Origin of the sequence: Streptomyces novaecaesareae (assembly GCF_000716875.1) — a bacterium.
GTDB classification, from domain to species: Bacteria; Actinomycetota; Actinomycetes; order Streptomycetales; family Streptomycetaceae; genus Kitasatospora; species Kitasatospora novaecaesareae.
In genome coordinates this window covers 1-13,336 of sequence record NZ_JNWQ01000010.1, presented here as the reverse complement: position 1 = coordinate 13,336, position 13,336 = coordinate 1, and the positions used below count along the sequence as shown (strand labels likewise).

Here is a 13,336-nt window from a genome sequence, read left to right as displayed (position 1 = left end):
CCGCGGGGTGTCAGCGCGCGCTCGCCTCGTGGACGAAGGCGGCGAGGCGGCTGAGCGCGTCCGGGTCCATGGACGGCATCACGCCGTGGCCGAGGTTGAAGATGTGGCTGCTGGTGCCGAGCGCCCGGGCGGCGTCCAGCACCTCGCGGGCCTTGGCCTCCACGACCTCGGTGGGTGCGAACAGCACCGCCGGGTCGAGGTTGCCCTGCAGGCCCTTGCCCGGGCCGACCCGCTCGGCGGCGACGTTCAGCGGCACCCGCCAGTCGACGCCGACGATGTCCGCGCCGGCCTGGCCCATCAGGCCGAGCAGTTCGCCGGTGCCGACGCCGAAGTGGATCCGCGGCACGCCGTAGCCGGCGACGGCGTCGAAGACCTTGGTGCTGGCCGGCATCACGGAGCGGCGGTAGTCCTCGGGCGCGAGCGAGCCGACCCAGGAGTCGAACAGCTGGACCGCCGAGGCGCCGGCCTCGATCTGGACCTTCAGGAAGGCCGAGGTGATGTCCGCGAGCCGGTCCACCAGGGCGGCCCACAGCTCGGGCTGCCCGTACATCATGGCCTTGGTGTTCTCGTGGTTCTTGGACGGCCCGCCCTCGACCAGGTAGCTGGCCAGCGTGTAGGGCGCGCCGGCGAAGCCGATCAGCGGGGTCTCGCCGAGCTCGTCCACCAGCAGGCCGACGGCCTCGGTGATGTAGGGGACGTCGTCCGGCTCCAGCGGGCGCAGCCGCTTGAGGTCCTCGAAGGTGCGGATCGGGTCGGCGATGACCGGGCCGACGCCGGCCTTGATGTCGACGTCGATGCCGACCGCCTTGAGCGGCACGACGATGTCGCTGAAGAAGATCGCCGCGTCCACCTTGTGCCGGCGCACCGGCTGCAGGGTGATCTCCTTGACCAGCTCGGGCCGCATGCAGGACTCCAGCATGGGGATGCCCTCGCGGACCTTCAGGTACTCGGGCAGCGAGCGGCCCGCCTGGCGCATGAACCACACGGGGGTGTGCGGTACCGGCTCGTGCCGGCAGGCGCGCAGGAACGCGGAGTCGTACGCGGCGCCGCGGCGCGCGGGGGTGGTCCGGCCGTCGTGGGTGGCCGCCGTCGTGTCTGCCGTTGTCTCGCTCACGCGTCAAATCTTCGCACGCGCCCCCGGGCCGGTTTTCCGGCCGGTCTCGTCGGTTCCTCCAAGATCTGCCCGGGTTTGCCGTTCCGGCACGCCGCTGGGAGAGAAGTTGCGGCGATAACCCGGGCTTTCGACCTAGTCTTCGGGTCATGGCAGCGGTCGGAGGGCACCCCGCACAGGGTGGCGGAGCAGGTGGCGGAACGGGTCACGAGGGGGCGCCGAGCGAGTTCCGGGCCGCCGTGGCGGCCCTGGACGGGGCCCGGCTGCGGCCCGAGGTGCAGCTCTCCCCCGCGCCGGCGCCGCGCCGGCTCGCCCCGTACTCGTTCGCCGTGACCGCCGCGGTGGAGGTGGACGGCGAGGAGCTGGCGGACGGCCGGCTGGTGCTGCTGTACGACCCGGCCGGGCAGGAGGCCTGGAACGGCGAGTTCCGGGTGGTCACGATGACGCGGGCCGAGCTGGAGCCGGAGATGGCCGGCGACCCGATGCTCTGCGAGGTCGGCTGGGCCTGGCTGCTGGACGCGCTGCAGACCCACGGCGCCGGGTACGCGGAGCCGTCCGGCACGGTGACCAGGTGCGCCTCCCAGTACTTCGGCGGTCTGGCGGACCGCCCGACCTCGACCGAGATCGAGATCCGGGCGTCCTGGACGCCGGCCGACGGCCGCTTCGAGCGGCACCTGGCGGCCTGGGCGGACCTGCTCTGCATCGGCGCCGGCCTGCCGCCGGCCGCCCCGGCCCCGCAGGGCCCCGCCGAGGTGCCGTCACTCGGTGGAGTGGTCCCGATGCCCGCACGGCGACGCCCCCGGTCGCACTGACGAGTGGCGTCCGGGCCCGACGACACGGGACGGCCGGACGCCACCCCCAGGGCTGACGGAGTGTGACTTCGGACCCGCTCCGCGTCAATTAACCGGTCGATACCGACTGATTGGCGTCGAATCTGATCGATTTTGTGCGAATACCAGGCATGTCGCATCAATCATTTGCGCGATTTGTCCGTATTGTTACTCACTAGATCGTGATCTTTCGCTAAAGCCGGGCACGGTTGCTGCCGAAGCAGACTGTGACCCTTTCCGAACGCGGAACACTCCGACCGCCCCCATCGGGGTTCCGTCCGCCACTCCCCGCAGGAGGCCTGGTGTCGGTCCTTCTTGAGCACCCCGCAAACGTGGTCGCCTACCGCCCGACCAAGCCCACCGCCATGGTGGTCATCGCCGATCCCCGCGTCCGAAACACCGTCACCCGTCACCTGTGGGCGCTCGGCGTCCGGGACGTGATCGAGGTGTCATCGATCGCCGAGGCCCGCCCCCGGGTCTCCACCCCGCGCGACATCTGCGTCGCCGACGTACACCTGCCGGACGGCTCCGGGCTGACCATCCTCGCCGAGACCCGCGCCGCGGGCTGGCCCAACGGCCTGGCCCTGTCCGCCGCCGACGACATCGGCGCGGTCCGCAGCGCACTGGCCGGCGGCGTCAAGGGCTACGTGGTCACCGGCACCCGCACGAACGTGGCGATGCCGGGCCGCCCGGGCCTGCCGATCGGCGCCGGAGGACTGGCCGGGCGGATGCGCCGCCCCGGGATGCCGGGCATGCCGGGCGCCGCCGGTGCACCGGGCGCCCCCGGAGCCCCCGGTGCGCAGGGCCCGCAGCCGACCGCCTACCGCGAGCTGTCCGGCCGCGAGGTCGAGGTGCTGCGGCTGGTCGCCGAAGGGCAGTCGAACAAGGCGATCGGCGTGGCGATGGGCCTGTCGGCGCTCACCGTGAAGAGCCACCTCGCCCGGATCGCCCGCAAGCTGGGCACCGGCGACCGCGCCGGGATGGTCGCCGTCGCGCTGCGCACCGGCATCATCCACTGAGCCGAACGCTCCGTCCGTACCGCCGCGGCGGCCGAGGAGGAACGTTTCCTCCTCGGCCGCCGCCCCGTCGTCGCCCGGTCCGAGCGCCCCGGAGGCGAGCGGGCGAAGACCGGGTGAGTAACTGTCTGACCAGTCCGACAACACTCCCGGCCGTGAGGAGCGTCGTACCCTTGGTGGGTGACCGACGCCGTAGCAGCCATCCCAGAAGAAGCAGCCCCGGTCCCGCTCCTTGAGCCGAAGGAGGGGATCCCGCCCGTCGTGGAGGACGAGCAGGCGCTGGCCGCCACGATCGCCGCCTTCGCCGCGGGCACCGGGCCGGTCGCCGTAGACGCCGAGCGGGCCTCCGGTTACCGCTACGGGCAGCGCGCCTACCTCATCCAGCTGCGCCGTGCCGGCTCCGGCTCCGCCCTGATCGACCCGATCGCCTGCCCCGACCTGAGCGCTCTAGGCGCCGCCCTCCAGGACGCCGAATGGGTGGTGCACGCGGCCACCCAGGACCTGCCCTGCCTGGCCGAGGTCGGGATGAGACCCCAGCGCCTGTTCGACACCGAGCTCGCCGGGCGGATCGCCGGCTTCGCCCGGGTCGGCCTCGGGCCGATGACCGAGAACGTCCTCGGGCTGAGCCTGGCCAAGGAGCACTCGGCGGTCGACTGGTCCACCCGCCCGCTGCCCGAGCCCTGGCTGCGCTATGCCGCTCTGGACGTCGAGGTGCTGGTCGAGCTGCGCGACGCACTCGAACAGGAGCTGGACGCCCAGGGCAAGCTCGACTGGGCCCTGGAGGAGTTCGCCTCCATCGCGGCCGCGCCCCGACCGGCCCCGCGCACCGACCCGTGGCGGCGCACCTCGCAGCTGCACAAGGTCCGCCGGCGCCGTCAGCTGGCCGTGGTGCGCGAGTTGTGGCTGGCCCGCGACCGGATGGCGCAGGAGCGCGACGTCTCCCCCGGCCGGGTGCTCTCGGACGCCGCGATCGTCAACGCCGCGCTGGCCATGCCGCTGAACACCGCCTCCCTGCAGGCCGTCCAGGGCTTCGGGCCGCGGGTGCACCGGCGCCAGCTGGAGCAGTGGCTGGCGGCCGTGCAGCGCGGCCGGGAGATCCCGGAGAACCAGCTGCCGCCGGCGGCCGCGCCGCACGACGGGCCGCCGCCGCCCCGGGCCTGGGCCGAGAAGGACCCGGTGGCCGCCGCCCGGCTGTCGGGTGCGCGCAGCGCGGTCAGCGAGCTGGCCGAGCGGCACAACCTGCCGGCCGAGAACCTGATCACCCCGGACCTGGTCCGGCGGGTGTCCTGGGAGCCGCCGGCCGACCGGGGCGCCGAGGGCGTGGCCACCGCGCTGCGCCGGCTCGGCGCCCGGCAGTGGCAGGTGGACCTGGTGGCACCGGTGGTGGCCGCCGCGTTCGCCGCGGCCGCGGCCTCCACCGCGGCCGAGGGCTGACCGGGCCGAGCCTCGGAAGGGGATGCCGTCCGCACGGACGGCATCCCCTTCGTCGTCCCCGCAGGAGCGTTCCTGGTCGGACGTGGCGCGGGACACACGGGCGGAACCGTCCGAGGGGCCTGGGCAGGTTGGTTACCGACCGGTAGCATGACGGTGAAGCGGCGCCGCTCGGGTCTTCGACGGCGGCAGCCTGCCCACCTCGAAATGTTGGTCCCTGGGAGGAGAGCCCCCGTGCCTCGTACCGCGAGGGACGTCGTCTTTGTCGATGGCGTCCGCACCCCGTTCGGCAAGGCCGGCCCGAAGGGCATCTACCACGAGACGCGCGCCGACGACCTCGTCGTCAAGTGCATCCGGGAACTCGTGCGCCGTAACCCGAACCTGCCCGTCGAGCGCATCGACGAGGTGGCCATCGCCGCCACCACGCAGATCGGCGACCAGGGGCTGACCATCGGCCGCACCGCCGCCCTGCTGTCCGGCCTGCCGAAGTCGGTCCCCGGCTACTCGATCGACCGGATGTGCGCCGGCGCGCTCACCTCGGTCACCACCACCGCGGGCGGCATCGCCTTCGGCGCGTACGACATCGTCGTCGCCGGTGGCGTCGAGCACATGGGCCGCCACCCGATGGGCGAGGGCGTCGACCCGAACCCGCGCTTCGTCTCCGAGAAGCTGGTCGACGAGTCGGCCCTGTTCATGGGCATGACCGCGGAGAACCTGCACGACCGGTTCCCGCACCTGACCAAGGAGCGCTGCGACGCCTACGCCGTGCGCTCGCAGGAGAAGGCGGCCAAGGCCTACGCCAACGGCGACATCCAGCCCGACCTGGTGCCGATCTCGATCCGCAACACCAACCCCGAGGTCGGCGAGACCGGCTGGGGCCTGGCCACCGTGGACGAGCCGCTGCGCCCGGGCACCACGATGGAGAGCCTGGCCGGTCTGAAGACCCCGTTCCGCCCGCACGGCAACATCACCGCGGGCAACTCGGCCGGTCTGAACGACGGTGCCACCGCCTCGCTGCTGGCCGCCGAGGACGTCGCCGAGGAGCTCGGCCTCCCGATCAAGATGCGCCTGGTCTCCTTCGCCTTCGCCGGCGTCGAGCCCGAGGTCATGGGCATCGGCCCCGTCCCGGCCACCGAGAAGGCGCTGGCCAAGGCCGGTCTGACCATCGACGACATCGGTGCCTTCGAGGTCAACGAGGCCTTCGCCGTCCAGGTGCTGGCCTTCCTCGACCACTACGGCATCGCGGACGACGACGAGCGCGTCAACCCGTACGGCGGTGCGATCGCCTTCGGTCACCCGCTGGCCTCCTCCGGCGTGCGCCTGATGAACCAGCTGGCCCGCCGCTTCGAGCAGCGCCCGGACGTCCGCTACGGCCTCACCACGATGTGCATCGGCTTCGGCATGGGCGGCACCATCATCTGGGAGAACCCGCATTGGAGCGGAGCGGAAAAGTCGTCTCAGGTCGAGGGTGGTAAGTGAGCATGAGCAACACCACTGAGCTGCTCCAGCACGGCGCCGAGCTGTTCCCGGGCGAGGTCGTCACGACCGCCCACGTGCGCCACCTGGACCTGCCGCTGCAGGCCGGCAAGCTGGCCCTGATCACCCTGGACAACGGCTTCGACCACACCAAGCCGACCACCTTCGGCCCGGGCTCGCTGCTCAAGCTGTCCGAGGCGCTGGACCAGGTCGAGGCCGAGGCCGCCGAGGGCAAGATCGTCGGCGCCGCGATCACCGGCAAGCCGTTCATCTTCGCGGTCGGCGCCGACCTCAAGGGCGTCGAGCTGCTCAAGCAGCACGCGGACGCGCTGGCCATCGGCAAGGGCGGCCACGAGGTCTTCAAGCGGATCGCCGCGCTGCCCGTCCCCACCTTCGCCTTCTACAACGGCGCGGCGATGGGCGGCGGCGTCGAGGTCGGCCTGCACTGCGACTACCGCACGGTGTCGGCGGGCGTCCCGGCCTTCTCGCTGCCCGAGGTCTTCCTCGGCCTCGTCCCCGGCTGGGGCGGCTGCACCATCCTGCCGAACCTGATCGGTGCCGGTAAGGCCGTCAAGGTCATCATCGAGAACTCGATGAACCAGAACAAGCAGCTCAAGGGCAAGGACGTGTTCGAGCTGGGGATCGCCGACGCGATCTTCGAGCCGGCCGACTTCCTGGAGCAGTCGCTGCTGTGGGCCGCCAAGGTCCTCAAGGGCGACGTCGCCGTCGAGCGCGAGGCCATCGACCGCGGCAAGGCCTGGGACGACGCGGTCCTCTGGGGCCGCATGGTCGCCGACGCCAAGGTGCACGGCGCCGCGCCGGCCGCCTACAAGGCGCTGGACATCATCGCCGCCGTCAAGGACGCCGACCTCGCCGACAAGGGCAGCCTGCAGGCCGGCTTCGACGCCGAGGACGCGGCCCTGGCCGACCTCATCATGAGCGGCGAGCTGCGCAGCGGCATCTACGCCTTCAACCTGGTGCAGCGCCGGGCCAAGCGCCCGGTCGGTGCGCCGGACAAGTCGCTGGCCCGCCCGGTCTCCAAGGTCGGCGTCGTCGGCGCCGGTCTGATGGCCTCGCAGCTGGCGCTGCTGTTCGCCCGCCGTCTGGAGGTGCCGGTGGTCCTCACCGACATCGACCAGGAGCGCGTCGACAAGGGCGTCGGCTACGTCCACGCCGAGATCGACAAGCTGCTCTCCAAGGGCCGCATCGGCCAGGACAAGGCCAACCGCCTCAAGGGCCTGGTCTCCGGCTCGCTCGACAAGGCCGTCGCCTTCGGCGACGCGGACTTCGTCATCGAGGCCGTGTTCGAGGAGATGGGCGTCAAGCAGACCGTCTTCGCCGACCTGGAGAACGTGGTCTCGCCGACCTGTGTGCTGGCGACCAACACCTCCTCGCTGTCGGTCACCGAGATGGCCTCCAAGCTGAAGCACCCCGAGCGGGTCGTCGGCTTCCACTTCTTCAACCCGGTCGCGATCCTGCCGCTGCTGGAGATCGTCCGCGGCGACAAGACCGACGACGCGTCGCTGGCCACCGCCTTCGCCGTGTCGAAGAAGCTGAAGAAGACCTCGGTGCTCTGCAAGGACGCCCCGGCGTTCGTGGTGAACCGGATCCTGACCCGCTTCATGGGCGAGATCCAGGGCATCATCGACGAGGGCACCCCGATCGCCGACGTCGAGAAGGCCGTCGAGCCGCTCGGCCTGCCGATGTCCCCGATCGTGCTGCTGGAGCTGGTCGGTCCGGCCATCGCGCTGCACGTGTCGGAGACCCTGCACGGCGCCTTCCCGGAGCGGTTCACCGTCTCCGAGAACCTCGCCAAGGTGGTCAAGGCCGGCAAGCGCGGCTTCTACACCTGGGTGGACGGGCAGCAGGTCCTCGACCCCGAGGTGCTGGCGCTGCTGACCTTCGGCGACTCGGTGCTCACCGAGGAGCAGGTCCGCGCCCGTGCCCTGGACGCCGTCGCGCAGGAGATCGGCCTGATGCTGGAGGAGGGTGTCGTCGCCGAGGCGCAGGACATCGACCTCTGCATGATCACCGGTGCCGGCTGGCCCTTCCACCTGGGCGGGATCACCCCGTACCTGGACCGTGAGGGCGTCTCGGAGCGCGTGAACGGCAAGCCGTTCCTCGCCCCCGGCGTGGCCTCGGTGCCCGCGTAGGGCGAAGCCCCGTAGACGGAGGAGCCCCGGTGACCTGGTGGTCACCGGGGCTCTCTCGTGTGCTCGTGCGCCTCGTGTACTCGTCTGCTCCGCGCGCTTCGTGTACTCGTCCGCTTCGCGTGCTCCGTGTGTACGGGCGCCTCTGCGGGGGAGGCGTGTACGGCGGCCTCAGTGCTTGAGGCGGTAGACCACGGTGTCGGCGAAGACGCCGACCATCTCGTAGTGGGTGTCCAGCAGGTTCTCGATCCGGGGGACCATGACCGGCTGGTACGGGGCGATGCCGGAGTCGTCGACCACGACCTCGGGCAGGCCGTTGGCCAGCTCCTTGTCGAAGGTCTGCCAGGCGTTGGAGACGCTGAACTGCTCGCCCACGTTCTGGCTGCCGTCCTTGCCGCCGCTGTAGTTGGTCAGGAAGCCGGCGGTCAGGTAGCGGGTGGCGGGCTTGCGGCCGGCCAGCCAGTACAGCTCGGGGTGCATGCCCCAGACCAGCACGGTGTCCTTGGGGGTGGTCTGCGCGGCGACGGCGGTGGCGACCTCGGTGGTGCGGTTGAGCCGCTCCCCCGGCCAGGCCAGCGCCAGGCCCCAGAACACCGTGGCGGCGACCGTGGTGTACACCAGGACGGGCTTCCAGCGGATCGCCGAGGTGGCGACCGCCCCGGTGCCCAGCAGCACCAGCGGCGGGATCAGCTGCAGGTAGTAGTGGCCGAAGAAGTGGAAGCCGACGCTGACCGCGACGACCGAGGAGAGCAGCCAGACCCACAGGTCGGTGGTCGAGCCGTGCTCCTCGCCGGCCACCGGCAGCGGGCGGTGGCGGTGCTTGAGCCAGAGCCGGCGCCCGACCGGGAAGAGGAAGCCCAGGCCGGCCGCGACCAGGATGGCCGAGTTGCCCAGCGCACGGCCGAGCATCTGCAGCCAGGCGCCGCCGAAGGTGGCGTAGTCGCCGCTGCCGGTGACCACCCAGAAGAGGAAGCCCTTGGGCTTGGTGAGGATCACCGCGACCAGCGCTATCGGCAGGGTGAAGCCGAAGCCGATCTTGAACAGCGCGGGCGGCCAGCGCACCCCGCGCCGGCGGGCGTCCTGGAACAGCATCCAGAGCACCGGCAGCAGCACCGCGCCGCCGGTCTGCTTGGTCAGGGAGCAGAGCGCCACCGCGATGCCCGCCGCCAGCCAGCGGCGCCGCTCGGCGTACCGGAAGGCGGCCACCATGGCGGGCAGCATGAAGACCTCGAAGGTCGCCGCCTGGGTGTCCTCCGGGGAGAGCCCGATGGAGACCAGCAGGTAGAGCAGTCCGGCGCCGGCGCCGGCCCGGTTGCCCCAGCGGCCGCGGGCGATCGAGGCCAGCAGGATCGCGGTGACCAGGTGGGCCACCACGGCCAGGGTGCGCAGCGGCCAGAGCGAGGCGGAGCCGAAGACCGCGAAGCAGGCCTGGTAGAGCCAGGGCAGCAGCGGGGGCTTGCGGTCCACCACCGTGTCGTACAGCACCCCGCCGTCCGCCAGCATCCGGGCCTGGGTGGCCAGGAAGCCCTCGTCCGGGCTCCAGACGGGCCGGGCGAAGGAGGGGATGTGGGTGAGCAGCGCGACCAGCGCGAGCACCGGCACCAGCCTGGTCCAGTACCCGTTGCGGACTCGGGTACGGACGCGCTCGGGCAGGCGGTCGGCCAGTCCGGCGAGGCGGAGGCGGGTGGGGGTCGGCACGGTTGACAACCTACCGGGCGGGATCGGCGCGATTGGCGCCGGTCCCGCCTTTCAGTGCGATTGTCAGCTTGTTTCGTGACGAACTGTTACGGAGTTACGACGAACAGTCGTCGGCTGATCGGACCAGCGGCGAACTGCGTCGCCGCGGCCCTTCCTCAGGCCTCGACCCGCGCCGCCGCCAGGCCGGCGACCAGGGCCGTCACCTTCCGGGCGATGTCCGGGGCGTTCAGACCGATCTCGGCCAGGATCTCGTTCCGGCTCGCGTGGTCCAGGAACTCCTGCGGGATGCCGAAATCGCGCACCGGCAGATCCACGTCCGCGTCCCGCAGCGCCTGGGCCACGGCCGCGCCGACGCCGCCCACCCGGCCGTTGTCCTCGATCGTGACGACCACCCGGTGCTCGGCGGCCAGGCCTGGCAGGGCCGGGTCCACCGGCTTGACCCAGCGCGGGTCCACCACGGTGGCGGTGATGCCCTGGGCGGCCAGCAGGTCGGCGACCTCCAGGCTGGTGGGGGCCATCGCACCGACCGAGACGATCAGCACGTCGGCGCGGTGGGCGCCGGAGGGCTCCTCGGCGGCGCGCAGCACGTCCATGCCGCCGACCCGGCCGACCGCGGGGACGGCCGGGCCGACCGTGCCCTTGGAGTAGCGGACCACGGTCGGGGCGTCCTTGACCTGGACGGCCTCGCGCAGCTGGGCGCGCACCTGGTCGGCGTCGCGCGGGGCGGCCAGCCGCAGGCCCGGGATGACCTGGAGGATCGACATGTCCCACATGCCGTTGTGCGAGGCGCCGTCCGTCCCGGTGACGCCGGCCCGGTCGAGCACGAAGGTGACGCCCAGCTTGTGCAGGGCGACGTCCATCAGGACCTGGTCGAAGGCGCGGTTGAGGAAGGTCGCGTACACCGCGAACACCGGGTGCAGGCCGTTGGTGGCCAGGCCGGCGGCGCTGGTGACGGCGTGCTGCTCGGCGATGCCGACGTCGAAGATGCGGTCCGGGAAAGCCTCGGCGAACGGGGCCAGGCCGACCGGGTGGAGCATCGCGGCGGTGATGCCGACGATGTCCTCGCGCTCGTGGCCGAGCGCGACCATCTCCTCGCCGAAGACGGAGGTCCAGTCCTTGCCCGAGCTCTTGACCGGCAGGCCGGTGTCCGGGTGGATCACGCCGACCGCGTGGAAGCGGTCCTCGTCGTTGTTCTCGGCGGCGTGGTAGCCGCGGCCCTTCTCGGTGAGGCAGTGCACGATCACCGGGCCGCCGAAGCCGCGCGCCTTGGTCAGCGCGGACTCCAGGGCGGTCAGGTCGTGGCCGTCGATCGGGCCGATGTACTTGAGGCCGAGGTCCTCGAACATGCCCTGCGGGGCGATGAAGTCCTTGAGGCCCTTCTTGGCGCCGTGCAGCGTCTCGAACAGCTGCTGGCCGACCACCGGGGTGCGCTGCAGCGCGTCCTTGCCCCAGGACAGGAAGCGCTCGTAGCCCTGGGTGGTGCGCAGGGTGGCGAGGTGGTTGGCCAGGCCGCCGATGGTCGGCGAGTAGGAGCGCTCGTTGTCGTTGACGACGATGACGACCGGCAGGTCCTTGGCGTCGGCGATGTTGTTGAGCGCCTCCCAGGCCATGCCGCCGGTCAGCGCGCCGTCGCCGATCACGGCGACGACCGGGTCCGACTTGCCCTGGATCTTGTTGGCCTTGGCCAGGCCGTCCGCGTAAGAGAGCACCGTGGAGGCGTGCGAGTTCTCGATCACGTCGTGCTCGGACTCGGCGCGGGACGGGTAGCCGGACAGGCCGCCGCTCATCTTCAGGCGGGAGAAGTCCTGGCGGCCGGTGAGCAGCTTGTGGACGTAGCTCTGGTGGCCGGTGTCGAAGAGGATGCGGTCGCGCGGCGAGTCGAAGACCCGGTGCAGCGCGATGGTGAGCTCCACCACGCCGAGGTTCGGGCCGAGGTGGCCACCCGTCTTGGAGACCTCGGTCACCAGGAAGGTCCGGATCTCCTGGGCCAGTGCGGCCAGCTGTCCGGGCGTGAGCCGGTCGAGATCGCGCGGTCCCCGAATGCGGGTCAGCAGGGCCACCCGTTCCTCCTCGTTCAGTGTTCGCGGACCACGGACGGTCCGACGGGCGTCGCTGCCCGGTCCGGCGGCAGGCCGGTGGTCGCGGCCGGTACCGACCGGTCGAGTCTAATGTCCGCTTGCCGGACACCGAGCGGCGCGCCCGGTGCCGCCGTTCCGTCAGCGCCATTCCCGGAGGTCGGCCGGGGGATGCGGGTCACCTCAGGTTGACGTGCGGGCGTTCGACCGTCTTTACAACGTCCGGCCCGGCGTCCGGCGCGAGCCCTCACACCGGGCGCGGCGCTAGGCGCGGCCGAGGGCGCCGGACTCCCCCATCTCGCTCATCACCAGCGCCAGCGCGCCGAGCACCTCGGCCCGGCCGCCGAGGGTGCCGGGGACGACCGAGAGCTGGCGGGCGGCGCTGGGAATGGCGTAGCGGGCCACCGAGTCCCGGATCGGGGCGAGCACCAGCTCACCGGCCTCGGCGAGGTCGCCGCCGAGGATCACCCGGCGCGGGTTGAGCAGGTTGCACAGGGTCGCGACACCGGTGCCGATCTGCCGGCCGGCGTCGGCGATCACCCGGCGGCAGCCGAGGTCGCCGTGGTGGGCCAGCTCCACCACCCGGGGCAGCGTGAGGTCCGGGCCCAGGGTGGAGGTGAGCAGGGAGAGCAGGTAGCGGGAACCGACGAAGGTCTCCAGGCAGCCGCGGTTGCCGCAGCGGCAGACCGGCCCGGCCTCGTCCAGGGTGATGTGCCCGATCTCACCCGCCGTGCCGCCCGGGCCGCGGTAGATCTGGCCGTTGACCACCAGGCCGGCGCCGACACCGCTCGCCACCTTGATGTACGCGAGGTCGCTCAGACCGCGGCCGGCCCCCCAGACCAGCTCGCCGAGCGCGCCGAGGTTGGCGTCGTTGTCCACGTGCACCGGCATGCCCAGCCGCTCGCCCAGCTCCCGGCCCGGGGCGATGCCCGTCCAGCCGGGCAGGATCGCGGTGGAGCCCAGCGCGCCGGTCTCCACGTCGATCGGGCCGGGCACGCCGAGGCCGACGCCGATCACCTTCTCCGGGCGGAAGCCGGCCTGCGCCAGCAGGCGGTCGACCATCGCCTCGGCGCGGTCGAAGCCCTGCTGCGCGGAGACGTCCACGTCGATCGGGGCGCTCTCCTCGGCCAGCACCCGGTGGGCCAGGTTGCCGACCGCGACCCGGAGGTGGGTGTGGCCGAAGTCGATGCCGACCACGATGCCGGCGTCCCCGCTCAGCGAGACGCTGCGGGCGCGGCGGCCGCCGGAGGAGGTGTCGGCGACCACCACGGTGCCGCTCTCCTTCAGTTCCCGCACGATGTTGGACACGGTGGCCGCGGAGAGGCCGGTGCCCCGGGCGATCTCGGCCTGGGTCAGCGAACCGGCCATCCGCACCGCGCGCAGCACCCGCTCCAGGTTCGCCCGGTGCAGGGACGACTGTGAGCCCGGTGTGTCCGTCGACATGATCCACCCTCCCAGGGCGGGCAACCCTCCGCCGGGCTGCCCCTTCAATTCCTGAAGGGTACGGCCCGGGGGCGGGCGCGTGGGGGCGGGATGCCCGGGGCGCGGG

General features: G+C 72.2%; 9 protein-coding genes. 5 read left to right on the top strand and 4 right to left on the bottom strand.

Going from position 1 to position 13,336, the window contains the following annotated elements; genetic code table 11:
- Positions 1-10 precede the first annotated feature (10 nt).
- On the bottom strand, positions 11-1,114 hold the full coding sequence (gene hemE, locus OP86_RS05625; protein WP_051829719.1) for a uroporphyrinogen decarboxylase: 1,104 nt from the start codon (positions 1,112-1,114) through the stop codon (positions 11-13).
- A 146-nt stretch (positions 1,115-1,260) separates the two neighbouring features.
- On the opposite strand from hemE, the gene OP86_RS05620 reads away from it, so the two are divergent.
- From OP86_RS05620 to OP86_RS05600, 5 genes are all read left to right on the top strand, one after another.
- The gene (locus OP86_RS05620) at positions 1,261-1,923 is read left to right on the top strand and encodes a DUF3000 domain-containing protein (protein ID WP_030056010.1); all 663 of its coding nucleotides are present in this window, start codon (positions 1,261-1,263) and stop codon (positions 1,921-1,923) included.
- 320 nt (positions 1,924-2,243) lie between these two features.
- On the top strand, positions 2,244-2,960 hold the full coding sequence (locus tag OP86_RS05615; protein ID WP_030056011.1) for a response regulator transcription factor: 717 nt from the start codon (positions 2,244-2,246) through the stop codon (positions 2,958-2,960).
- A gap of 177 nt (positions 2,961-3,137) precedes the next feature.
- Positions 3,138-4,391 carry a ribonuclease D gene (locus OP86_RS05610; RefSeq protein ID WP_030256011.1) on the top strand — a complete coding sequence of 418 codons (1,254 nt, stop codon included), beginning with the start codon at positions 3,138-3,140 and terminating at the stop codon, positions 4,389-4,391.
- 231 nt (positions 4,392-4,622) lie between these two features.
- A complete protein-coding gene (locus OP86_RS05605) occupies positions 4,623-5,867 on the top strand; it encodes a thiolase family protein (RefSeq protein WP_030056013.1) in 1,245 nt (414 codons plus the stop codon).
- Between the two features lie 2 nt (positions 5,868-5,869).
- Positions 5,870-8,017 carry a 3-hydroxyacyl-CoA dehydrogenase NAD-binding domain-containing protein gene (locus OP86_RS05600; RefSeq protein WP_030056014.1) on the top strand — a complete coding sequence of 716 codons (2,148 nt, stop codon included), beginning with the start codon at positions 5,870-5,872 and terminating at the stop codon, positions 8,015-8,017.
- A 168-nt stretch (positions 8,018-8,185) separates the two neighbouring features.
- Here the strand turns inward: OP86_RS05600 and OP86_RS05595 are convergent, their stop codons facing one another.
- The 3 genes from OP86_RS05595 to OP86_RS05585 form a co-directional block, all read right to left on the bottom strand.
- Positions 8,186-9,712: an ArnT family glycosyltransferase gene (locus OP86_RS05595; RefSeq protein WP_234434822.1), complete on the bottom strand. Its 1,527-nt coding sequence runs from the start codon at positions 9,710-9,712 to the stop codon at positions 8,186-8,188.
- 155 nt (positions 9,713-9,867) lie between these two features.
- Positions 9,868-11,772: a 1-deoxy-D-xylulose-5-phosphate synthase gene (dxs, locus tag OP86_RS05590; RefSeq protein WP_030056017.1), complete on the bottom strand. Its 1,905-nt coding sequence runs from the start codon at positions 11,770-11,772 to the stop codon at positions 9,868-9,870.
- A gap of 279 nt (positions 11,773-12,051) precedes the next feature.
- Entirely contained in the window at positions 12,052-13,230 is a 1,179-nt protein-coding gene (locus OP86_RS05585) for an ROK family transcriptional regulator (protein WP_030056018.1), read from the bottom strand.
- Positions 13,231-13,336: the final 106 nt, after the last annotated feature.

What these genes read in the sequence shown, in the direction of transcription:
- OP86_RS05585 (WP_030056018.1), bottom strand. Translation starts at nt 13,230, where the DNA reads ATGTCGACGGACACACCGGGCTCACAGTCGTCCCTGCACCGGGCGAAC.
- OP86_RS05620 (WP_030056010.1), top strand. Translation starts at nt 1,261, where the DNA reads ATGGCAGCGGTCGGAGGGCACCCCGCACAGGGTGGCGGAGCAGGTGGC.
- OP86_RS05600 (WP_030056014.1), top strand. Translation starts at nt 5,870, where the DNA reads ATGAGCAACACCACTGAGCTGCTCCAGCACGGCGCCGAGCTGTTCCCG.